Origin of the sequence: Companilactobacillus hulinensis (genome assembly GCF_003946555.1) — a bacterium.
Lineage (GTDB): Bacteria > Bacillota > Bacilli > Lactobacillales > Lactobacillaceae > Companilactobacillus > Companilactobacillus hulinensis.
On sequence record NZ_RHOO01000003.1, the window covers coordinates 86,821 to 111,040 of the forward strand.

24 protein-coding genes are annotated in these 24,220 nt (G+C 35.9%); 18 read left to right on the forward strand and 6 right to left on the reverse strand.

What is annotated here, in order from left to right; all coding sequences use genetic code 11:
• Nucleotides 1–36 precede the first annotated feature (36 nt).
• The gene (locus tag EKM66_RS02750; protein ID WP_318530611.1) at nt 37–756 is read right to left on the reverse strand and encodes a GntR family transcriptional regulator; all 720 of its coding nucleotides are present in this window, start codon (nt 754–756) and stop codon (nt 37–39) included.
• Nucleotides 757–898: 142 nt separating this feature from the next.
• On the opposite strand from EKM66_RS02750, the gene EKM66_RS02755 reads away from it, so the two are divergent.
• From EKM66_RS02755 to EKM66_RS02815, 13 genes are all read left to right on the forward strand, one after another.
• Complete coding sequence (locus tag EKM66_RS02755) at nt 899–2,284, forward strand: glycoside hydrolase family 1 protein (RefSeq protein WP_125761463.1); 1,386 nt, start codon at nt 899–901, stop codon at nt 2,282–2,284.
• Nucleotides 2,277–3,590, forward strand: coding sequence for a PTS sugar transporter subunit IIC (locus tag EKM66_RS02760; RefSeq protein ID WP_125761466.1), 1,314 nt, complete (start codon nt 2,277–2,279; stop codon nt 3,588–3,590). Before EKM66_RS02755 ends, EKM66_RS02760 begins: the two co-directional genes overlap by 8 nt.
• 600 nt (nt 3,591–4,190) lie before the next feature.
• A complete protein-coding gene (locus EKM66_RS02765; protein ID WP_125761468.1) occupies nt 4,191–4,877 on the forward strand; it encodes a response regulator transcription factor in 687 nt (228 codons plus the stop codon).
• Between the two features lie 4 nt (nt 4,878–4,881).
• Complete coding sequence (locus EKM66_RS02770; RefSeq protein WP_125761470.1) at nt 4,882–6,009, forward strand: sensor histidine kinase; 1,128 nt, start codon at nt 4,882–4,884, stop codon at nt 6,007–6,009.
• 65 nt (nt 6,010–6,074) lie between these two features.
• Nucleotides 6,075–7,295, forward strand: a complete 1,221-nt coding sequence (locus EKM66_RS02775; protein WP_125761472.1) for a D-alanyl-D-alanine carboxypeptidase family protein — start codon at nt 6,075–6,077, stop codon at nt 7,293–7,295.
• A gap of 11 nt (nt 7,296–7,306) precedes the next feature.
• Nucleotides 7,307–8,827 (forward strand): UDP-N-acetylmuramoyl-L-alanyl-D-glutamate--2,6-diaminopimelate ligase, encoded by a 1,521-nt coding sequence (locus EKM66_RS02780; RefSeq protein WP_125761474.1) that lies wholly within the window; start codon nt 7,307–7,309, stop codon nt 8,825–8,827.
• 4 nt (nt 8,828–8,831) lie between these two features.
• On the forward strand, nt 8,832–9,566 hold the full coding sequence (locus tag EKM66_RS02785; RefSeq protein WP_125761476.1) for an aspartate/glutamate racemase family protein: 735 nt from the start codon (nt 8,832–8,834) through the stop codon (nt 9,564–9,566).
• Between the two features lie 71 nt (nt 9,567–9,637).
• Entirely contained in the window at nt 9,638–10,213 is a 576-nt protein-coding gene (locus EKM66_RS02790) for a hypothetical protein (RefSeq protein ID WP_125761478.1), read from the forward strand.
• A 102-nt stretch (nt 10,214–10,315) separates the two neighbouring features.
• On the forward strand, nt 10,316–11,185 hold the full coding sequence (locus EKM66_RS02795) for a metal ABC transporter solute-binding protein, Zn/Mn family (protein ID WP_125761480.1): 870 nt from the start codon (nt 10,316–10,318) through the stop codon (nt 11,183–11,185).
• 123 nt (nt 11,186–11,308) lie between these two features.
• On the forward strand, nt 11,309–11,968 hold the full coding sequence (locus EKM66_RS02800) for a metal ABC transporter ATP-binding protein (protein WP_125761482.1): 660 nt from the start codon (nt 11,309–11,311) through the stop codon (nt 11,966–11,968).
• 11 nt (nt 11,969–11,979) lie between these two features.
• Nucleotides 11,980–12,777: a metal ABC transporter permease gene (locus EKM66_RS02805; RefSeq protein ID WP_125761484.1), complete on the forward strand. Its 798-nt coding sequence runs from the start codon at nt 11,980–11,982 to the stop codon at nt 12,775–12,777.
• A 22-nt stretch (nt 12,778–12,799) separates the two neighbouring features.
• Nucleotides 12,800–13,210 carry a GtrA family protein gene (locus EKM66_RS02810; protein WP_125761486.1) on the forward strand — a complete coding sequence of 137 codons (411 nt, stop codon included), beginning with the start codon at nt 12,800–12,802 and terminating at the stop codon, nt 13,208–13,210.
• Nucleotides 13,211–13,653: 443 nt separating this feature from the next.
• On the forward strand, nt 13,654–14,190 hold the full coding sequence (locus EKM66_RS02815; protein WP_125761488.1) for a hypothetical protein: 537 nt from the start codon (nt 13,654–13,656) through the stop codon (nt 14,188–14,190).
• A 39-nt stretch (nt 14,191–14,229) separates the two neighbouring features.
• Here the strand turns inward: EKM66_RS02815 and EKM66_RS02820 are convergent, their stop codons facing one another.
• Nucleotides 14,230–14,436 carry a DUF3923 family protein gene (locus tag EKM66_RS02820; RefSeq protein WP_125761490.1) on the reverse strand — a complete coding sequence of 69 codons (207 nt, stop codon included), beginning with the start codon at nt 14,434–14,436 and terminating at the stop codon, nt 14,230–14,232.
• A gap of 18 nt (nt 14,437–14,454) precedes the next feature.
• The gene (gene scrK / locus EKM66_RS02825) at nt 14,455–15,327 is read right to left on the reverse strand and encodes a fructokinase ScrK (protein WP_125761662.1); all 873 of its coding nucleotides are present in this window, start codon (nt 15,325–15,327) and stop codon (nt 14,455–14,457) included.
• 161 nt (nt 15,328–15,488) lie between these two features.
• On the opposite strand from scrK, the gene EKM66_RS02830 reads away from it, so the two are divergent.
• From EKM66_RS02830 to EKM66_RS02840, 3 genes are all read left to right on the forward strand, one after another.
• Complete coding sequence (locus EKM66_RS02830) at nt 15,489–16,466, forward strand: LacI family DNA-binding transcriptional regulator (RefSeq protein WP_125761492.1); 978 nt, start codon at nt 15,489–15,491, stop codon at nt 16,464–16,466.
• 155 nt (nt 16,467–16,621) lie between these two features.
• Nucleotides 16,622–17,851, forward strand: a complete 1,230-nt coding sequence (locus EKM66_RS02835; RefSeq protein ID WP_125761494.1) for an MFS transporter — start codon at nt 16,622–16,624, stop codon at nt 17,849–17,851.
• A 15-nt stretch (nt 17,852–17,866) separates the two neighbouring features.
• The gene (locus EKM66_RS02840) at nt 17,867–19,297 is read left to right on the forward strand and encodes a glycoside hydrolase family 32 protein (RefSeq protein ID WP_125761496.1); all 1,431 of its coding nucleotides are present in this window, start codon (nt 17,867–17,869) and stop codon (nt 19,295–19,297) included.
• 32 nt (nt 19,298–19,329) lie between these two features.
• Here EKM66_RS02840 and EKM66_RS02845 read toward each other — a convergent pair whose 3' ends face one another.
• From EKM66_RS02845 to EKM66_RS02855, 3 genes are all read right to left on the reverse strand, one after another.
• The gene (locus EKM66_RS02845) at nt 19,330–19,848 is read right to left on the reverse strand and encodes a helix-turn-helix domain-containing protein (protein ID WP_318530612.1); all 519 of its coding nucleotides are present in this window, start codon (nt 19,846–19,848) and stop codon (nt 19,330–19,332) included.
• Nucleotides 19,849–19,963: 115 nt separating this feature from the next.
• Nucleotides 19,964–21,571: a putative polysaccharide biosynthesis protein gene (locus EKM66_RS02850; protein WP_125761500.1), complete on the reverse strand. Its 1,608-nt coding sequence runs from the start codon at nt 21,569–21,571 to the stop codon at nt 19,964–19,966.
• Nucleotides 21,572–21,596: 25 nt separating this feature from the next.
• Nucleotides 21,597–21,968, reverse strand: coding sequence for a DUF1304 domain-containing protein (locus EKM66_RS02855; RefSeq protein ID WP_125761502.1), 372 nt, complete (start codon nt 21,966–21,968; stop codon nt 21,597–21,599).
• A 265-nt stretch (nt 21,969–22,233) separates the two neighbouring features.
• Between EKM66_RS02855 and EKM66_RS02860 the strand changes: the two genes are divergently transcribed.
• Together EKM66_RS02860 and EKM66_RS02865 are read left to right on the forward strand one after the other, a co-directional pair.
• On the forward strand, nt 22,234–23,478 hold the full coding sequence (locus EKM66_RS02860; RefSeq protein WP_125761503.1) for an MFS transporter: 1,245 nt from the start codon (nt 22,234–22,236) through the stop codon (nt 23,476–23,478).
• Between the two features lie 159 nt (nt 23,479–23,637).
• Nucleotides 23,638–24,180, forward strand: coding sequence for a TetR-like C-terminal domain-containing protein (locus EKM66_RS02865; protein ID WP_125761505.1), 543 nt, complete (start codon nt 23,638–23,640; stop codon nt 24,178–24,180).
• The last annotated feature ends 40 nt before the right edge of the window (nt 24,181–24,220 follow it).

Genomic DNA, 24,220 nt, shown 5'->3' on the forward strand with positions numbered 1-24,220 from the left:
ACTTGATTAATCCTTTAAAGATTAATTAAGTATCTTTTATTTTTCGATATTATTAACAACAATAATACTACCTTTATCATAGCGGTGGCGTGTGTGTGAATACTCAAATATTCGTCCGTCATTTAAACTTACCGTTTGTGAAACTTGTAATACGGGGTCATCATTTTTACAGTCCAAATATTTCTTGTCGTTATCATTTGGTTTTTCTGCACTAATTTTTCTTGTAGAACTTCCAACTTTTAATCCCAAATTATTTTCAATAAAATTATAAATGGAACCTTCCGCTATTTTTTCATTCAAATCTGTTATTACTGAAAGTGGCATTATTGAATGGTCTAATTCGTAAGGATCATCGTTCAAATTACGAAGTCTAAAAACATCGTATACCGGAGTTGTATCGGATATGTTAAGTTTTTCGGCTTCTTTTTTTTGCGGTAGTCGAATATCGAATTTCAACACATTAGTTGTTAAAGTTCCTTTATTTCTAAATAACTGTGTTGTTCCCTCATATTGACTAGAAAGAATATCTAATGTTGATAAGGGATTAGGAGCAACGAAAGAACCACTCCCTTGTTTTCTGGTTATTAGGTTTTTATTGGAAAGTTCATCTAATGATTTTTGGATGGTTACTCTTGATGTTTGAAATTCATTTGCTAAATCTTTTTGACTTGGGAGAATCTGATTTGGCTTATATTCGCCACTTTGAATTCTATCCTGAATATGTTTAGCAATGTCTTTATAGCGGCTAATGATCAGTCATCTCCTTTACTAGAAACAAGTTTATCATATAAAGAATTTGAATACATTATCCATTATTTGAATATTCTATTTAAAATTTGACTTTACAAGTTATAAAAATGAGTTATCATGTACTTGTAAACAAGCGGAGGATGATTTAATGCAAAATGAAAAGTTCCTTTGGGGTAATTCAGTTTCAAGTATGCAAACTGAAGGAGCCTTTAATGAAGGTGGTAAAGGACCATCTGTTTATGACATCAAAAAAGCTACTAACAATTCAAGTGATTGGAAAGTAGCAATTGATGAATATCACAGATATGATGAAGATTTTGATTTGATGGCCGATGTTGGAATGAACTGTTACAGGTTTCAAGTATCATGGTCGAGAATTATTCCCGATGGTGATGGAGAAATCAATGAAGAGGGATTGAAATATTATGATCAATTCATTGATGGGTTACTAAAAAGAAATATGGTTCCTGTAATATGTCTCTATCACTTTGACATGCCTCTAAATTTAGCCAAAAAATATAATGGTTTTGTCAGTTCTCATGTTACGGATGCTTTTGTCAGATTTTCAAAAATTGTAATTGATCGTTTCTCTAACAAAGTTAAATATTGGCTAGTCTTTAATGAACAAAACTGCACGATGTTCGAAGAGGGATTTGATAACAGTGGCTACTTAACTGGTGACAGAACGATTGACGATCAGTATAAGATTGCAACTAATAGCCTTATTGCATATGCAAAAGTTGCCGATTATGTTCATAAATTTTCAGAATTACAAATTGGTGGCATGGTAGCGTATCAGAAAATGTATCCTGCATCTAGTAAACCCCAAGATGTAATGATGACAAGAAAAGCAGAAGAATTTATCAATAATGATTTCTTAAGCTTCTTTTCATTCGGAAAGCGTTCACCTGAAGTTATTCGTTATATGAATGACAGTGGTCTTGGCGATATTCAACAGAGACTAGAGAATGTTGTTGCTAATCTTGCAAATATAAAGAGTGACTTTTTGGCATTCAGTTATTACTACAGCTTGGTGATTGATTCGAAAAATATTCCTAAAGGAACCGTTCCTAATTATTTTATGAGTAAAGGTAAGATTCCTAATAATAATCTTGATACCAGTGAATATGGATGGCAGATTGACCCTTTGGGATTTCGAACAACTATTACTGAAATGTATGATCGTTATCGCATTCCCATTTTTCCAGTTGAAAATGGTATTGGCGCAAAAGAAAATTGGAACGGCAAAGATATGATTCAAGATGATTATCGAATTGAATATCATAGGGAACATATTCAAGCCATGGAAGATGCCATGAATCTAGATGGTGCTGAAGTAATTGGGTACTTAGGTTGGGGATTAATAGATATTCCAAGTTCTGCAGGAAACGTTGAGAAACGCTATGGTTTAGTTTATGTAAATCGCGGTAATCATGAATTGAGAGATTTGAAGAGAGTTCCGAAGAAGAGCTACTACTGGTTCAAACATGTTATTCAAACTAATGGTAAGGAATTGGGTGATAAAAATGACTGAACAGAGTAAGTTTGGTAAGAAATTTATAGATAGGTTTACGGAGATTTCAATAAAAATTGGTAATCAGATATATTTGAAATCTTTAAGAGATGCTTTTGCCATGATAATGCCTTTGTTCATTTTGGCAGGTATCGGTGTTCTGATTAATAACGTTATTTTTACTCTATTTTTCAAAGGTGCAGTCTTAGCAAACTTTCAAACTTTTGGTAATTATTTGGTTAATGGTACTTTGAATATTGCAGGGCTTCTAATTGCACCAGTGGTTGGTTACTGTTTATCAAGAAATCGTAATTATGCTAATAAATTAGGTTCTGCTATTGTCGCACTTTCTGGACTGATTGTTATGATGCCTGCTGTTTTGAGTGCAACATCAGTTGACCAGAAGCATACTTTTGATATAACTGGGTATCTTTCATTCAACAATATAGGTGTTCAAGGGATGTTTGCCGGAATTATCATCGGTTTGTTTGCAACTGAGATGTTTATCAAACTATCTAATGTTAAAAAATTCAAAATCAACTTAGGTGAAAACGTTCCACCAGCAGTTGGTGATTCATTCTTAACACTTATTCCTACTGTTTTAACATTAAGCTTGTTAGCAATTATCGCAGCATTGTTAACAGTCTTTGGTCATACAGATATGATTAAATTAATCACATCAATGATTCAAGAACCATTGCGTCAAGTTAATACAAGTTTGCCAGGCTTTCTTCTTATTTACAGTATTGGTAATTTGTTATTTGGATTCGGTATTCATCAAGCAGTTATCAACGGAACACTATTGGATCCGGTCCTAATTATCAACACTAATAAAAATATGCAGGCGTTCGCTGCTGGACATGATGTACCATACATTATTACTAGTGTCTTTAGAGATACATTTGGAATGATGGGTGGAACAGGTAGTACTATATGTTTACTTATTGCAACGCTACTATTTTCAAAGATGAAGTCTAGTCGTGAAGTTACAGGATTGTCTTTAGTACCTGGATTATTTAATATTAATGAACCGGTTATTTATGGATATCCTATTGTCTTCAATTTGCCATTGTTGATTCCATTTGTACTAACACCTGTGTTTGCTTTGTTGTTTGCATATTTCTGCACAGCTATTGGATTTATGAATAGAACAGTTGTCATGGTTCCATGGACGACACCACCATTATTAAATGCGTTTCTAGCAACCGGTGGTGATTGGCGAGCAGTAGTTGTTCAAGGTATCTCAATTATATTCGGAATCTTGTTCTATATTCCATTTATGAAAATCAGTGAAACAGTCGCTATGCGTAGTGCAAAATTAGATTAAAAATAGAAATATGATGTAAATATATACTTACGAATCTTTTTAAATTAAATAGCTATCACAGAAATTTGATATTTTCTGTGATAGCTATTTTTTGCAATATATAACTAAATTAACCGTAGGGATAAAGAATTGAGTCCAGCAGTGTTAGTGGTGTTAGGACGAGTGGTATTCTCGTTCTTACAGCACAGGACGACTTTTGAGATTCGTGATTTGTACGAAGCTCAAAATCGAAATTCGAGACCTTTACTCGAATTGTTCCACACAGCAGGATTCAATTCTTTATCCAGGAGGTGGAAACAACTACCAAACTTACTTAACCCTAAAAAGCATAACAACTGCATAAATTCCAAAACCAATACAGGCAGATTTCAATATTTCAGAAATCCAAAGTATTTTAGTACCGCTTAAATTTCCATTAGTAGACATCTGCCATTGAACGACACCAAAGATCACTATTGAAAATATTAAAATCAGGATAAATCTGATTCTCTTCTTTAAGTAGCCCATAGATACTCACTTTCTTTTCCAGTTAGTAATACACTAACATAATATTGTATAATGTTACTAGTTGTAAATATGTGCGCTTGAGAGGTTTATTTCATGAAGATATTAGTAGTAGATGACGATAAAGAAATTGTTGAATTACTTAGTATTTACATAAAAAACGAGGGTTATGAACCAGTTGCGGCCAACTCTGGTCAACAAGCACTTGATGCTTTGGCAGAACACAGTGACATTGCTTTGATGATCTTGGATATTATGATGCCTGGAATCGATGGTATCGAAGTTGTTAAACGTGTCCGCAAAGACTCACAAATTCCTATTATCATTGTGTCCGCCAAGACGACAGATATGGATAAGATTCAAGGTCTTATTACTGGTGCCGATGATTATGTTACTAAGCCATTCAATCCTTTGGAAGTGATGGCTCGTATTCGTTCACTTCTTCGTCGTAGCGCGCAACAAACATCCAAAAATGTACCTGACAAGTTGGAAGTCGGTCCCATTACAATTTACAAAGACTCCCATGAAGTTGTTACTAGTTCAGGTAATAAAGTTCAATTAACTGCCTTAGAGTTCGGTGTCTTGTATCTTCTAGCAAGTCACCCTAATCGAGTTTTCTCAGCTGATGAGATCTTTGAGCGAGTTTGGAAACAAGAGTCAGTTGTGTCAGCCAAAACAGTTATGGTTCACGTTAGCCACTTGAGAGATAAGTTGGAAGAAGCCACAGATGGTGAAAAGGTAATCGAAACCGTCTGGGGTGTCGGCTACAAAGTGGAGGTTTGATTTTTTGAATAAGCGAATCAAACTGGATGTAAAAGAAAAAGGTGTCCTCCTGTTTGAAGGAATAGGCACCTTTCTTTTATTTCAGGTAATAAACGTAATTTTAATAGTTATATCTGATCTTTTTTATAATAATGAGAACTTCAGTAGTCTGAGTCACGTCTTCAATGCTTTGAATCGTGATTTGTCGAAGTCGACCTTTTGGGGCATCTGGTTTTTCTTTGGATTAGTAATCCTGATAGAATTGGCTATTTCAATATATGCTATGATAAAAACTTATCGTCAGTTTGAAGTTTACAAAGTTGAGTCAGAGTTGATTCAAATAGCTGCCGGTGATCTCAATCACAAGATTAATCTTAAGGTCAACAAAAGATTACAAAGTGTGGTCGACAGTGTCAACTTGTTAGTCTCGAATACTAACAAACATATTTCGGAACAAAAGAAGTCCGAAGAGAGTAAAGACGAATTGATTGCGAATGTTAGCCATGACTTAAGAACGCCACTAACGTCTGTTATTGGTTATCTGGGCCTGATTGAAAGCAAGAATTATTCGGATTTGGACCAAATCCTGAAGTACGCCCATGTGGCTTACAAGAAGTCACTCGAAATGCAAAATTTGGTCAATTCCTTATTTGAGTATGCCAATGTTGAACATGCAACAAGTAAGTTGACCTTGAGTACTTTTGATATGACACAAATGCTCGACCAATTGTCCGCTGACTTTGAATTAGAGGCTAATCGACGTGGTATGGAGATCATTGTTAAGACACATCCCGAAAAGATCATGATGCGTGGTGACACTGAAAAGCTTGGGCGAGTATTCAATAATTTGATCACCAATGCATTCAAATACGGCAAAGGTGCGACACATCTTTGGCTAGAGGCTGAGAGAACTCCTAAAGATGTAATAGTGCGTGTTGCCAATAATGGCCAGTCTGTTCCCAAGGATTCATTGGATCATCTATTCGATCGATTCTACCGTGTCGAAGATTCTCGATCTAAAGAAACAGGCGGTACAGGATTGGGACTTGCTATTGCCAAAAGCATGGTCAAATTGCATGGTGGTACAATAACAGTTACATCGGATGAAGAACGTACAGCGTTTATCATTCATTTTCCAATTTCAGAACAATAGAGGATGAGGCAGGGTATTTTATCGTGCCTGTTTTTACTTGTTTATCAGGTTAAGTGAGGAATTTAATGAAGAAGTTAATACAAAAGTTACTATTAATAATGTCTGTTATGATAATGATTCCAGTGTTTCAACCACAGACAGTTCAAGCAGCAACCGAACCGGAGTTAAATGCCAAAGCTGCGATGGCTTTTGATGAGAAAACTGGACAAGTTATTTATCAAAAAAATCCAGATACGAAGGTCGCTATAGGTTCCATTACCAAAATAATTACTATGTATCTGGTCACAAAAGCGATACACGAAGGTAATCTCAAAGAAACTGACATGCTTACACCTACTAAGGAACAAGCAGAAATGACGCAAAAGGATGAATTGACTAATGTCCGATTGGATGCTGATAAGTCATATTCAGTAGAAGATTTGTACAAGTCAGCGTGGATTGTTTCATCTAATTCTGCCGCAATGATCCTGGCACAAAAGGTTTCTGGCAATCAAGAGGCGTTTGTAAGATTAATGAGAAAGACCTTGAGAAATTGGGGTATTACAGATGCCGAGATCAATAATGTTTCTGGATTAAACAACAATGATCTCTACGAAGGGATGTATCTGGGTAACAAAGACGGTGAGAATAAGTTATCAGTTAATGATATTGCTATCATTGTTAAGCATATCCTGGATGAATATCCAGAAGTTCTTAAGACTACTTCCCAAGCCAAACTGGATTTTCCAGTTGATGGTGAGACCAAAACCTATAATTCATTGAATCTATTATTGAAGGATCAACGTGATTATCAAGCTGGTTATGAGTTTGATGGATTAAAGACGGGAACAACTGAACAAGCTGGCGAATCATTTGTTGGGACATTGCCAATGGATGATTCACGTATTGTTACAATCGTCATGGATGTTGCTGGTGAAAAATCAGATAATGACAAGCGATTCCGTAGTACACAGAATCTTGCACATTATGTGAAGGAGAACTACACCAGAACTAAGATCCTAACAACTGGTGACAAGATTAATGATAAGTATCGACCTAATAGTGATGTTTATATGTGGTTGCCAAGTGATTTTGACGTTTCTACATTGAAGTTTGAAACAGCCAAAAATGACTTGGGATTTGATACAACATATAATAAGAAGACTGTTAGATTGAATGCTGTTAATTCACCTAATGGTTATATCCCTTACACTAAGACCAAAAAGAAGTTGAAAATCAAAAAAGTTACTGCCAAAAAGACTAACTGGTGGGATAACATTGTGGAATTCTTTAGGAATCTATTCTAGGAGAGTAAAAAATGAGTTTAGAAATAAGTAAAGCTATCGATTTATTACAAGAGCATGATTTATTAGTTTCTAGCAAAATATTAGATGAGAATCTTATGGTGACTAATATCAGCTACAACTCAAGAGAAGATCAAACCAACGGAATTTTCTTCTGCAAAGGAAACAATTTTAAGGCTGAGTATTTGCAGCAAGCAATTGATTCTGGTGCAGCAATTTATGTTGCTGAAAAGGAATTCGATTCAAGTATCAGTAATATCATTGTCAAAGATGTACAAAAGGCTCTGTCGTTGTTGAGTGCGGCCTTTTATGGTAATCCTGAACGTGAGTTGTTTATTATTGCTTTCACTGGTACTAAAGGCAAGACAACTACTTCGTACTTTATCCATAATATTCTGGACGAGGTATATCCTGGTAAAGTTGCACTATTTTCAACCGTTGACCGTATCGTTGGACCTAAGCCTGAAGACAAGTTCAAGTCTGACTTAACAACACCAGAATCAATGGAATTATTCCGTGATATGCGCCGTGCGGTTGATAACGGTATGACAAAGTTAGTTATGGAAGTTTCATCTCAAGCTTACAAGAAGAATCGTGTGTATGGCTTGAACTTTGACATTGGTGGGTTCTTGAACATTACACCTGATCACATTGGTGAGAATGAACATCCTACTTATGCGGATTACTTGTATTGTAAGAAGCAATTATTGATCAATTCTAAGGTAAATATCATCAATGCTCAGACAAATGACTTCGATACTGTGATCGATGCGGCTCGTCAGACTAGTGATGATAAGGACATTTATCTATTCGGCCGTGATACTAAGGATGCCGATTTCAGTATTTCTAGTAAAGAGGCAACTCTAAGTGATAGTATCTTTGATATCTCGTCTGTAACCGAAAAGGGCAAGGCTTTGGGTGTTGATGGTGAGTACAAGCTTGGCGTTGTTGGTGACTTCAATGAATTGAATGCAACAGCCGCTATCATTGCTTCAAGATTAGCTCAAGCAGATAAGGCAGATATTGCCGATGGCCTCAGAACAGCGCGCGTTCCTGGACGTATGGAACATATCAATACCAAGAGCCACGGGACAATTTTCGTGGATTATGCGCATAATTATGCTAGTATGAAAGCTCTACTTGGATTCCTACGTACAGAATATCCTAAGTCTAATATTAAGGTCGTCGTAGGAAGTCCTGGTAATAAGGGAGTTTCCAGACGTGCAGGATTTGCCAAAGTATTAACTGATCTTGCTGACAGTGCTATTTTGACAACTGACGATCCTGGATTTGAGGATCCAGCTGATATTTGTAAACAAATCGATGAAAAAATCGACCATTCAAGGGTTGACGTTAAGACGATCATTGACCGTCCCAGTGCCATTCGTGAAATGATCGAGACTAGTGGTGGAAGTGACATTGTTGTTCTCGCTGCAAAAGGTGACGATGCCTATCAGAAGACCAATGGTGTCGATGTACCATATCCGAGTGACCCAGTCGTTGCAAGGAAGATTTTGAAAGATATTGAGGGATAATAAGATGCAAAAATTCTTTACTGTTATTGGTGGTATGGGTTCACTTGCCACTGAAAGTTATATTCATTTGATCAATGAAAGAACACCAACAAGTAAGGATCAAGATTACTTGGATTATATTCTAGTCAATCACTCAAGTGTTCCTGATAGAACAGCTCATATTATTGATCACAACAAGCCTAGCTTCTTGCCACCGTTGGTGGAAGACATCAAGCAACAAAGCTTGTTACACCCTGAATTCATGATAATTATTTGTAATACAGCTCATTATTATTACAAAGAATTGCAAGCTGCTACAGATATTCCTATTATTCATATGCCACATTTGGCTGTTTCAACAATGAAAAAGGAATACCCTGATGCCAAAGTTGGCTTGATCGCAACTAAGGGTACACTTGCTGACCATATTTATGAAGATGAAATCAAAGATGCTGGTTTTGAAATGACGATGGGTGATCAAGATATCAAAGATGAAGTCGAAAGTTTGATTTATGATGATATCAAGATCAAAGGTGAAATGAACAAGGAAAAGTATTTCCATATCTTGAAGCGTATGCATGATGAATTCAAGTGTGACGTGATTGTATTGGGATGTACTGAATTATCCTATGCTCAAGAAAAGGCGCCAGATCATCCATATAATGTGATTGATGCTCAAAGTATTATCGCTGATAAAACTATTGAATTAGAAACAAAAATGCGCAAAAATGAAAAGATTAATTTTGATAAGATTTATTAATGATTACTGCGTAACAATTGCGTAACTGAGAAATCCCCATATATAATAAAATGATAGGGAGGTACTATATTATGTTTAAAAAGATCTCACTTGTAACAGTAGTATTAGCCGGAGTTCTATTAGCTGGTTGCTCACAACAATCTGCCACTCAGACTGATACTGGTACTAAGACAGAAAAAACACAAAAAAAGAGTACCGCAAAAAAATCCGCTAATAACGCTAACTCAGCAACAACAAAAACAAACGATGATAGTAATCAAAGTAGTAATGATGATTCTGATACTGACTCTCAAAGTAGCTATGCAACTACAAAGAGTAGTACGGCTAGTGATGATAGTAATAGTTCAAAAACTACTGGTAACAATAATAGTAGTAATGGCACAACTGATAATTCGACTGATCAACAATCAACACAGTCTAATAACCAGGGAACTATTAATCTGACTACATCAGATCAAGCTGTTAACTATTTAGCTGATCAATTGAGTAATACTTACGATAAAACAACAACACAGTATGTTGCTAACGGTAGGATTACTTGGGATAACGTTCAAGGTTATCAAGTTAATATCTATTCAAAGAATTCAGATTCTCCAGTAGGAAGCTATCTTGTTCCAGCTAATGGACAATACTTCCAAATCTGGTAGAACTTGATTTGCTTGCCTTTGCAAGTGATATTAGATACTATTCTAGAGGTTGGGAAGAAATCCCAAGCTCTATTTTTTTGATTTCGAAGTGAAGAGGGACATATGCGAAAAAAATTATTTATAGCAGGGGCGCTTTTGTTAATGCTTGTCCTTGGGGGATGTGCGCAAAAAAAGTCTGCTGATAACATCATAACTACCACAGTTAATACATATAAAGAACCAGTTCAAAGTGTTGTCGGGAATAAATACAAAGTAGAGTCGATCATTAAGTCTGTTAACGTTGACCCACATAGTTTTTCACCATCGAATAATAATGCTAAGCAAATTGCAGATTCAAAGTTGATTGTATCCAATGGATTAGGATATGACGATTGGGTCAATAAAATGGTTACTGCCAATAGTCAGAATAAGAATCTGATAGATTTTGCTAGCGACGTATTACATAAGAAGAATGGTGACAATGAGCATATCTGGTTTGGAGTCTCAAATGTTCAAAAACTCAGCTATGCAGTTTTTCAGCATATGAGCAAAATTGATCCTAAAGATAAAGTTTATTATGCTAAAAATTATCAGCGCTATAATCAAAAACTAGAAAAATTGATAGTCCGTGAAAGTAAGTTAAAACAAAAATTAAATGGTAAAAAAGCTTATGTTACCGAACCGCTGCCATATTATCTGTTAAATGATTTGGGAGTTACGATTGATAATGCTCACTTCGCCAAGGCGGTTGAAGAAGATACTGATCCATCTATTTCAGATGTTAAGAATATGGAAGATGGCTTGAAGAATCATAAAGTGGACTTCTTGGTGGTAAATAAACAAGTTACTAGTGGAATAATTACTAAGATGACTAGTTTAGCAAAAGAAAATAATGTTCCGATAATTTATTTCACTGAAACATTGCCTAGCAATTTGGGATATTACCAGTGGATGAATGACAATTTGAATCAAATTGAAAATATTGCTAAATAACGAAATAATTAGCTTTTATTTGTAAATGATAATTTTTACTATTTACAAATAAAGCTATTTTGTTTATTCTAGGTAGTATTGATTGTTACAAAAGTAGAAAGAAAGGTCTGTGAAGGAAAACCTGTGATTGAAGCAAAGAATTTAACTAAAAAATTTGGAAAACAGCTAGTTTTTCAAGATGTCAATTTCAAAATTAATGATGGTGAATTCATCAGTCTGGTTGGTCCGAACGGATCAGGTAAAACTACACTGGTAAAGATCATTATGGGTATGGAAAAGAGAACCTCTGGTGAATTGTTGATGGACAAGAAACAAACCGTTGGTTATGTTCCACAATTCCGTAATATTGATCTGGATTATCCATTGGATATTGAGAGCTTCGTACGTTTGAATTTGAAATTCACGATCAGTCCTAAAAAACGTCGAGAAGATAGTGAACAGATTAAACAGATTCTCGAAAAGACTAGATTGACACATTTACAAAAACGCCCATTAGGATTGGCTTCTGGTGGTGAAAAGCAGAAAGCATATTTAGCTCAAGCTCTGTTAAATGATCCTAAAGTGTTAATTTTGGATGAATCAACTGCCAGCTTGGATGTTGAAGTCAAGATGCAATTGATGGATCTAGTGCAGGAATTAAATGAAAAATACAAATTAACTGTAATATTTATCACTCATGATTATGACTTGACGAAGAAATATACACATCGTGCGCTTTTCTTTGAAAATAATACGATTAAACCAATCAGTGTCGATGAAATTTCAGAAGATATGTTTGAGTGAGGTGATAGGATATGTTTGGATATGAATTTATGAGAGAGGCCTTTATAGCAAGTACTTTTATCGCTATAACGGCTGGATTAGTTGGGGTATTTGTCGTTTCACGTAACATGTCATTTTTGTCACATACCTTGTCAGAGATCGGGTTTGCCGGTGCTTCGTTTGGTATTTTAGTCGGGATATCGCCATTAGCCGGGATGATTATTTTTACAATGGTCAGTTCCGTAGCGGTTGGATCATTAAGTACGGAGTCGTCACGTCGTGAGGCTTCTATCAGTGCTATTTCGTCATTATTTATTGGTCTGGGAATCCTTTTCTTATCGTTATCATCTGAATCCAGTAGTTATGCGACAAATATTCTTTTCGGTAGTATAGTTGGTATCAGTGCTAAGGAAGTTCACCAATTAATGATCCTAGCTTTGGTTGTAATTGTTATCTTTATTATTTTTTACAAGCCATTGGCTTTTGATTCATTCGATCACATTGGAGCACGCTCAGCTGGATTACCAACTAGATTCTTGTCGATAGCCTTCCTTGTAACGTTGGCATTGAGCGTAAGTATCGGAGCTCAAATCGTTGGTTCATTATTGGTATTTATCCTGTTGACGCTACCTGGTGCTACTGCCAAATATTTGGTACACTCAGTTCCTAAGTTAATTATGGTTTCAGTTGGATTGTCATTAGCTGGTGTTTGGTTAGGATTGTACTTAGCCTTCGTTACTAATTGGCCAGTGACATTCTTTATCTCAGCTTTTGAAGTTATTGCGTACTTCTTAGGCTTGACGTACAAGAACTGGAAGTTAAATCACTAGAATCACGGGAGAATGATTCATTATGGATGTTAAAGAATTATGGAGTAAATACAAAGATACAATACCGTATCTGTTTTTCGGCGTGTTAACGACAGTCGTTAATTACGTTGGATTTTGGTTCTTCACATATATTGCAGGATGGAATTATCAGTTTGCGAACGCCTTTGCATACTTGTTATCAGTAGTATTTGCCTATGTAACGAACAAATTATGGGTATTTGATTCACATACAGATACAATGAAGGCCTTCTTATTGGAAATGGGATCATTCTTCTTATTCCGTGGAGGCTCATGGATCATTGACCAAGGAACAATGACTATCGGAGTATCATTGATGCATATTAACGATATGATAGTGAAGTTGTTTGCGAACGTGTTCGTTGTTGTGCTTAATTATATTTTTAGTAAGTTTATTATATTTAAGAAAAAATAGAGAGCGGAGCAAAGCGGGTAGAGAGTGGAGAAAAACGGGAGATTCTGAGCACTGCCTAGGATAGAGAAGGTATCACGAAGTGATGCATTCTCTATTCGTAGCAGGCGCAGGAATCTGTTTTTCGCAACTCGTTTAGGAGTGGAAGAAGCCGGGAAATTCTGAGCACTGCCTAGGATAGAGAAGGTATCACGAAGTGATGCATTCTCTATCCGTAGCAGGCGCAGAAATTTGGCTTCTGTAACTCGTTTCAGAAACAAATCTCACCAACTCATTTTCAAAGTTTAAATGTATACATATACCAAATCAAAAGAATAGCCTACAATAGGCTATTCTTTTTCTATACCAACCGTCTATCAAATCCAGCACTCATCTTTTGATAAGTAATTTAATATATTTAATAATCAAGTAAATAATAAAAATACTTAATCAAGCAGGTGGACATTATGAGTTGGACATTTGGTAATAAACCGTCTTATAAGTCATTAGTCTCAAGTATCGGAATATCATTTTTCATTTTTGGCATGGCACTGTTTGCAACCAATGATTGGCGAAAACTATTTTCGTGTGTATTGTTCGCAGTCATCTCGTTTGTATTGCTTGTAACGATAGTATATCCAATCTTTTTACCAAGATATCTTAATTACGTACGAATCGACGACAGTGGAATCGAATTCTATCAAGTGGAAGACTGGTGGGATAAAGTTAATTTGGTTTTCAATCCTTATATGATTAAACCAGTGAAAGTCATTTATGATGAAATCACAGAAGTAGATGCTGTAACGAACAGAAGATTGCCAGTACCACAAAGATTGACCGATACACCTGCTGATACATCAGAAATCATAATGCCGAAGCTTCCAAGTGGAATTGAAATTACAACCGTTAATCGTGAAAAAATCGTTGCTGAAACAAATTGGCCGGAGACACCAGAACGTTGTAAGCTGGATGAAGCTTTGAAATTTGCTAGAAAGCATATGTAGAAAAAGAGATGTTTGCGATAAGCAAACATCTCTTTTTGATTACTTTCTATTAATAACTCTCAACCAGATTATCTGGCACAAAATAATTATAATGGCAAACACGGCAAGAACACCTAATGAAACCAACCTTGCCTGTGTTGTCTGGACTGCTCCAGTACCATCGATTTTACGAAGTAAGATAAGGATTGTCAGGAAAACAAAAATAATTATCCAGGCAATATTTATGATTCTCCAGATCTTTTTCATAGGATCCTTTCCAGTAAATTATTCTTGTAATTCACGGATAGCTAGGGCAAAGTCACCAAGTGTTGCTGAACCGTTGTCTTTTACAAGTGGCATAGTGATGTACTTGTCTAGATCAGGTACTTCAACGTAATCGTTCAATAACTCTTTGAATTGTGCACGGACTTTAACTAGGAATGGTTCACTGACCACACCACCACCGAAGACAATCTTGTCTGGGCGTAGAATGAGTGTTGATTGGATAGCTGCTTGAGCTACGTAATAAGCCATAATATCCCATGTGTGGTCTGTTAGAGGCACATCCTTACCTGGCTTGCCGAGACGAGCATCGAAAGTAGGACCGGCAACTAAGCCTTCTAGACAGTCACCATGGAATGGACAGATTCCTTTGAAGTCCAAGTCATCAGGGTGACGTCTCAAGAATGTGTGTCCCATTTCAGTGTGTCCCATATTACCAACGAAGTCACCTTTGTTGATAGCACCAGCACCAACTCCAGTACCGATTGTGTAATAAACTAGTGAATCGATTTTTTCGTTAGACAACGTTGACATAACATATTCACCATAAGCTGAACCGTTAACGTCAGTTGTCCAGAACATAGGAATATCAAATTCTTTCTTCATGGCTCCAAGAAAGTCAGTATCTTTCCAACCTGGCTTAGGAGTTGATGTGATATATCCGTATTTGGGTGAGCTCTTACGTAGCTCGATTGGACCAAATGAAGCTATACCAATAGCCTCAACGTCGAACTTTTTAAAATAATCAATTGTTTTTTGTAATGTTTCCTCTGGTGTTGTCGTTGGGAAATGAACACTATCCTTAATACGATAATCTTCGTCACCTACGGCACAAACGAATTTTGTTCCACCTGCTTCAATACTACCAACTAGCAAATTTGTTCCCTCCATTTTTTGAAAATATCTGCAATCGTTTTCAATAACTTAAGATACCATTATGAAAACTTATCGTCAATTGTAATTCTTAGTAAATGTGTCTGAAAGGTGTGTCATTACTGTATAATGAAACTAATAGAATCAAGGTATAGGTGGATTATATGGTGGTCAAAATCGATGATGTGGCAAGGCTTGCAGGTGTATCTAAAACAACGGTATCACGAGTATTGAATAATCGTGGTTATTTAAGTGACACCACAATAAAAAAAGTCCATGATGCAATGGAATCTTTGAATTATCAACCAAATGCTGTGGCACGACAGCTTTTTAAAAAAGAAACCAAGTTGGTCGGATTGATTTTTCCTACAGTAGACAATCCATTCTTCGGCCAATTAGTAGCAGAATTGGAAAAGCGCCTTTTTGACTCTGGCTTCAAAGTTCTGATTGGTAATTCGATGAATGATCCTGAAAAAGAGGAAACCTATTTGAAGGAACTGATTTCAAATCAGGTCGATGGATTGATTGTTGGTGCCCAAAATAGAGATATTTCTGAATATCACACAAGTAATTTGCCAGTAGTTTCAATTGACCGAAATATGAATGAAGATATTCCAGTTATTTCTTCGGATAACTATCAAGGTGGTAAATTGGCCACGGAATTATTGATCAATAGTGGTGCTAAACACATTATCAATACCAATGGACCAGTTAATTTGAAGACACCAGCTAATCGTCGTACACAAGCATATGCAGATGTTATGGCATCACACAATATGGTTCCTCATACTTATGTAATTGATTTTAATTGGGATATTAACAAAAAAGAACGGATCATTAACGAGATGTTCAAAGAATATCCGGAAATGGATGGAATATTCGTTACTAATGACATGGATGCGGCACTTGTTTGGAGAACAGCCGTTAAGTTGGGTTATAAAATTCCACAAGATTTGAAGATAGTTGGCTATGATGGTGCCAATTCAACCAGGGTTCTGCTACCAGAATTAACTACAATTGAACAACCAATCGATGAAATAGCACAGGTTGCAGTAAAAACCTTGATTGACCGAATTCAGGGTAAGGAGATACCAGCTGAACAGATTTTACCAGTCAAAGTTTGGAAGGGACAATCAGTGTAAAGATAGTAATGAGATTCCAATTGGATCTCTTTATTTTTTACAAATTTATGATAACCGGTTGACATATAAAAAGTTACCGCTTACAATGCTACTTGTAAACGTTTTAGTAATTGTATGTCAACCGGTTGATATAAAATAAAACAGGGAGTACGACTATGAAAAGAAAAATATATATCAAACTAAGTGCCTTTTTCTTCTTCTTCTTTGTCAGTTGGGCAGCAAGTTACGCATTATTCTCACTTTGGTTATCACAAGAAATGCATTTGGATAGTACAGAGATTGGAATGGTTTTCGCAGTTAATTCGGGATTTGTTCTAGTTATGCAACCACTTTACGGATATGTAGCCGATAAAATTGGTGTTCGTAAAAACCTACTAGTATTTCTAAGTGGAATTCTTATTTTCACAGGTCCGTTCTTTATATACGTATACGGACCATTATTAAAGTATAACGTCATTCTTGGTGCTATTGCCGGAGGTGTCTTCTCAGGTGTTGGATTCAGTGCTTCAGTTGGTGCTATCGAATCATATGTTGAAAAGATCAGTCGTAAATACGACTTCGAGTATGGTCATTCACGTATGTGGGGATCATTAGGTTCTGCTGCAATGGCATTCTTCGCAGGTCGTATATTCAATATTGATCCTAGTATCAACTTTTGGTTATCATCTGTTGCTGCAGTAATTATGTTTGGGATTATTCTATCAACACAAGTAGAAGTTACTGAAGTTGAAATCAAAAAGGCAAAGTCAGTTAAGGTCGCTGACATTTTCAATCTATTTAAAATGAAGGATTTTTGGTTCTTTATCATGTTTGTTCTAGGCGTTACATGTGTATACAGTGTTTATGATCAACAATTCCCAACTTACTTTGCACAACAATTCAATACTGTTGCCGAAGGTAACTCAATGTTCGGTTACTTGAACTCATTCCAAGTCTTCCTAGAAGCTGGTATGATGCTAGTTGCTCCAAAAATTGTTAACAAATTGGGTGCTAGAAACTCATTACTTCTTGCCGGATTTTTGATGGCATTTCGTATTACAGGTTCAGGTTTGGTAAACGGTCCTATCTTAATTTCAATGATGAAATTGATTCACTCATTTGAACTACCAATTCTACTTATCGCCGTATTCAAGTATCTTGATGCTAACTTTGAAGCAAGACTTTCATCAATCCTCTACTTAGTTGGATATGAGTTCTCAAGTCAGATCGGTTCTATCGTATTATCCACTGCAGTAGGTAAGATGATTGATATTCTAGGATTCAAGACATCGTATTTGTACCTAGGTATCTTCGTATTTGTTTTCGTAATTATCGCCGTATTTACATTGAAAAAATCAAATGACACAGGTGAAGAATTAGATACTTCACAAGTAGGACAAGCTTAATAAGGAGAACTATATATGCAAACAATTTTAAAACCAATAAAAGTGACAAATTCTCGATACCGCTTGGGTTATCATGTAGCTTCGAAGGCTGGATGGATCAATGATCCGAATGGATTTGTATTTTTTAAAGGCTATTACCATGTATTTTATCAACATTATCCATATGCTTCTGAGTGGGGTCCAATGCATTGGGGACATTCTCGAAGTAAGGACTTAGTTCACTGGGAGACACTACCTATCGCACTTACTCCGGGTGATAAAGAAGATGAAGATGGTTGCTTTTCAGGTAGTGCGGTTGTCCATGATGGGAAGATGTATCTGATCTACACTGGTCACCACTATTATGAAAATGATGATAATCATGACCATTTCTGGCAGAACCAGAATCTTGCAATCAGTGAAGATGGTATACATTTTAAAAAATACAAAAATAATCCCATTATCTCTGCTGCACCAGAAGATAATACTCAACATTTCCGTGATCCAAAAGTCTGGTATGACAATGGAAACTGGTATTTGATTTTGGGAAGTCAAGCCAATGATAATTTAGGTAGAGTGCTATTGTACAAATCTAGTAACTTGATTGATTGGGACTATCAAGGACCAATAACTAAGTCGGTCGATAATAAAAAGGAAGGTTACATGTGGGAATGTCCAGATTTCTTCCGTTTGGGAGACAAACAAGTATTATTGATGTCGCCACAAGGAATTGAAGCGGATGGGATTCGTTTTAACAATGAAAACGAAACTGGTTATTTAACTGGTAATTTTAACTATGCTGAAAATACATTCAATCGCAGTAATTTTCAAGAGTTAGACAGTGGGCATGATTTCTATGCAACTCAAACGACCCTTGCTCCAGATGGACGTAGATTAGTAACAGGTTGGATGGAATCATGGGGTAACCCAATGCCAGAGCAAGCAGACGGATGGGCAGGCGCACTTGTCTTTCCTCGAGAATTAACGTTGAAGAACGATAAACTATATATGAATCCAGTTAGTGAGCTTAAGAATCTACGGACTGAAGAATTGTCAGAAGGTACTGTGAAATTAAATGGTAAAAAATCACTAAACTTTATTAGTAAGCAGTACGAAGCATTGGTCAATTTTGATATAAAAAATGCTACAGAAGCAGGATTCTCATTGACTGATTCCAAGAATACTAAGTTATTACATTTTAGTTATTCAAGTATCAATGATCACGTCTCAGTTGAGCGCACAGGTGAGGATGGTGTCCGTGAGACAATTATTCTCCCAACAAATAAACTTAAACTTCATATATTAGTAGATACTAGTTCAGTTGAAATCTTCGTCAATGACGGTGAAGCAACATTCACAGAACGTATCTATAGTGAAGATGCATTGAAATTTAACTTATTATCTAACGATGAAACTCATGTATCATATAATATCTATCAATTAGACTCACATGCAATTGAATATTAAAAAAAACAGCCAATTTTGGCTGTTTTTTTGTGTCAGTATTTAATCATAACAATAATGATTATACCTATGATAACTAGAGAAAATCCCAGAATAGTCCATTTCATGGCACTTTTAATGAGTTCCTTCTCAGACTTATTCTCTAGTTTATTGATTTGATCTAGGAAGTATACCATTGCGACAATATTGGAAAATCCACCGATATAAGAAACAATAAGAACTGGTTTAGCCAAGTCACCATATAATCCAGTAGTTCCTAGTATGAAGATAAATGCTAAAAAGGTGATGAAGGTAAAAGCTAAATACATGTTCATAGAATTTAATTTAGCTTGATTTTTGATACTTTTAACAGCTTTCGAATTGTTTAACAACAAATCATCTAATGAAATGTCATAAAGTTTAGATAATCTGATTAGACTATCAATATCAGGAGTAGTTCTACTATTTTCCCAGTTAGTAATAGAACGTTTAGATACGTAGAGTGACTTTGCCAGATCATCTTGTGTCATATTTAATTCAGTACGTTTGTTTTTTAAAATATCACTAATTTCGATTTATATCCCCACCTTTTGTTACTTTCAAACTACACTATCTTGGATGTTTTTACGATAGAAAGGTAGTTCTATACTGGCGTTATAACGGCAAAAAAAATAAGCCTAACGGCTTATCCTAATAAATATCAGTACCACGAATTGCTTTAAGTATCTTCAATGAACCATCCTTGTAAGTTAAGAATCCATAAACAGCAATCCCAATTACAGCACAGATTGAAAGAATAATAGCAGCACCTATCTTTGTTTGTCCATTAATTAAATTAGCTAGTAGCATGTCGGCTCCAAAAACAATTACCAACATAATTGCCGAATCAATTAATATCTTCAATAATCTAATCCCTAGTATCTTATCAACAATTTTGTACTGCTTGTTAATGACACGAAAGGCGAAGTGTCCCATGATCATGAAGGCAACAGTGGTTGCAACGACTGGTCCAAAGGCGCCCATATAGATTGTTAGTGGATATTGCAATGCTATTTTAATCAAATAGGCAATTGCCAAATAAATCATTGATGTCTTAGTTCTGTTATCGATTTGGAGAATGTTCTCCAAAATCATGAATATACAATAGAAGAAAGCTTCAATACATGATACTGCCAAAATCTCTGTACCAAGTATGCTTGGTTTGTAGAAAGCTGTCCAGAGATGGCGGCCAATCCCCATCATACCAAAGGTTGCAGGTAGAATAATAAAGACAGTAAATTGAACCATATTTCTGAGCAACTTTTGAATATCTTCAAATTTCGTTTTACGACTGATTTGAGCTGAAAGTGCTGGGATTACTGAAGCAGAAACTGAAATGGCTAGTGAAACTAAGACCATGATCAATTTGTTAGCTTGGAATCCAAACATTGAATACAAATCATCGATGGTGCTTTGACTTGCATGAATCACGTTTTGATAAATAAGTACAAAACTTGTTTGGTCAAATAATTGTAAGACAGTCATGATCGTATCTACTAATAGGAATGGAATGGCTGACTTGAGCATTGAACCGAAGTTGACTTGTGTTAATTCACTGTCTGGAACTTCGGCAGAAGTTTTGATATCTTCAGCTGGAATCGACTTACGTATGCGATGTCTCATCCAAATTAAGAAGATATAGGCAAGTGTGGCACCAATGAATGACGCAAAGGTTGATTGGTTAACAGCACTCATATAACTACCATGTTGCATGACCATGATTACGTAAGTTGTGTAAAGCATGTAAGCAACACGAGCAATTTGTTCAATAACTTGTGAAAAGGCTGAGAACGAGATGAAGGCATAACCTTGAATGTATCCACGCATAATTCCCAAAGCTGGGATAATCAGGATAGCAACACTCAAATACTTAATTGGCGTAACGACACGCATATCCCCAGCTGCAAAAATAATTGCAACATACTTAGAACCAAAGAACATGAAACCAGCTAGGACTACACCAACCAATGTCATATATAATGTGTACTTTTTAAGCAACTTTTCAGACTGATCATAACGTCCAAGAGCATTATGAGCAGCCACTTCTTTGGAAATGGCTGATGGAATACCAGCTGTAGCGATAATTAGGAAAAGATTGTAGATGTTATATACTTTCCCGTATAACGCATTAGCGGCTCCAAGAGCAGCAGTACCAATCCAAATATTCCAAGGAATAATGTAGATAACTGCTAGGATTCTCGAAAAAATTCCAGAAATCGAGATCCATAATGAACTTTTGAGTAGTGAATCTTTTTTCATTAAATAGGTTTCCTATCTATTCTATTTATTTATAGAATACAATTACGAAAATTAATGCTATAAGTGCAGGTAATCCTTGTAAGAAAAGAATCTTTCTTGTTGCAGTGATGGCACCATAAACGGCAACGACGATGATGTAAATCATCAAAATTATCATGATTGTTTTCAAAACTGAGCCAGTGAAGAATAGAATCATCGCTAGAATAAGAACTCCCAGCATTCCGTTATAAATTCCTTGATTAGATAGAGCTGTTTGAGCATTTTTTTGTTTTACAAAATCCAAAGGCATATCGAAGGCGGCTGCTTGTTTTTCTGGTGCCGCAAATATTTCTAGAATAGCAATTCCAATATGTTCTAGTGCAACTAACGCAACTAGAAATAAAGTAAGAATCTCCATAAATTAGTCCCTCCTCTTAGGGTATGTCTACTATAATAAACCGTTTTCCCATTGTTAACAACGTGTAAACGATTTGCAACGGTGTCCCAATGTTTCTAGAATTTTTTAGATTTCCAATTCAAAAGTGTATCAGGAAATGTCAGACAATAAGAAAATACTTATTTTTTTATGATTTTTTATACGAATGTTCCAATCAAAATAAAAGTCTAACTAAGCTATACTGAAAACACTTAAGGAAGAAAATTCAGAAAAAAGAGGTGCAAATTTGAGAATAAACAAAGAACAATGGAGTTGGATCTTCTACGATTGGGCCAATTCAGCTTATGGAATTATTGTCACCACGGCGGTCTTGCCTATTTACTTCAAGTCCATTGCCCAAACTCAACATGTTTCGGCAGCTGGTTCAACAGCCATCTGGGGTTATGCCAACAGTTTTAGTACTTTATTAGTGTCATTATTAGCACCATTCTTAGGAGCATTAGCTGATTATCCAAATTTCAAAAAGAAGATGTTGAATATCTTTTGTTGGCTGGGGATCATCATGACTTTTGGCTTAGCAGTAGTGCCGGCAGATCAATGGCAGTTGCTATTAGTTGTCTATGTTTTCTCTGCCATTGGTTATTCGGCCAGCAATCTGTATTATGATAGTTTTTTGATTGATGTAGCTGAAGATGAAGATATGAACAGGATATCTACTCATGGATATGCCTATGGTTATTTGGGTGGTGTGATTGCCTTCATGTTCTTCTTAGTCTTACAACTAACGAATGGATTCGGTCATTTAGATGGAGTAGGAATTGCCAGATACAGTTTTGTAATTGCGGCAGTCTGGTGGATTATTTTTTACATACCATTACAAAAAAATGTTCAACAAAAATTCTCGGTAGCAAGTAACAAAGCACCATTAGCGGATAGTTTGAAACGAGTCTTACAAACTCTGCAACATATAAAGCAATATAAGAAGGTTGCTTGGTTTTTAGTAGCATACTTCTTATATATTGATGGTGTTGATACTATTTTTACAATGGCCACAGCAATTGGGATGGATATCGGTATTAAAACGAATGAATTGATGATAGTTATGTTAGTCGTTCAATTGGTAGCATTTCCGTTCTCGATTTTCTTTGGTTGGTTAGCTGATAAAACTTCTACTCGTAAAGGAATCCTATTAGGCATCGGTGTTTACTTCATTATTTGTTTGTATGCTTTGAATTTGAAGACCAGTCGAGACTTTTGGATCCTAGCGTTATTAGTAGGGACGAGTCAAGGAGGACTGCAAGCATTGAGCCGCTCATATTTTGGTAAAATAATTCCAAAAGAATCAGGTAGTGAATTTTACGGATTCTATAATATCCTTGGTAAATTTTCAGCGGTAATGGGTCCATTTATTGTGGCTATCGTGACACAGATGACTGGTAAATCAACTATTGGGGCAGCTTCAATTAGTGTATTGTTCTTGATTGGTTTGATCATTTTTGCTATGTTGCCTAGAATTACATCTAACAGATAGAGAGTTGGACAAAGTATATTCAAATAAAATAGGGGGCTGTAATCAAACTTTTGATTATAGCTCCCTTATTTTGGAAAGTGCAAAGAAGAAGAGAATTTTTATTAGAAAAATTATATAATTGTTGCAATGGATTTATGTTTTTGGAGGGGAAAGAGTTATATGCAGATCAGTACTAAGAGGATTTTGTCAGATTCTTTGGCGTCTATTCTTGAGAAGAAACCGATTGATAAGATTACCGTCAAGGACATCGTTACAGAGTGCGGACTAACTCGTCAGACATTTTATAATATTTATGGGTTAGTAGAGTGGACAGCCAGTGAAGAGGCTGATAAGGCTCTGGCAAATGTTTCTGATTATGAAAATTGGCAGCAAGGTTTCTACAACGTTATGGTGGAGATACAAGCACACAAGGACTTGGTAATGAATACTTATCAGTCCGTCTATCGTGATTTGTTGGAAAAATATCTGTATGAAGTAATTTATAGTTATGTCATCGTGGTAGTGGAAAGACAGGCTGTTGGGATGTCGGTAGACCAGAAACACAAGAATTTTATCGCTCATTTCTATAGTCTGGCGTTTATTTCGTTGATATTTGAATGGGTCAAAGATGGGATGAAAGATGATCCTAAAGAGATTGTTGAGCAAACTGGAGTACTAGTTAAAGGGGATTTCAAAAAAGCTCTCAATAAGTATGCTAAATAAGTTTACAAAATTGGAGATGTGTAAAAATAATTTACACATC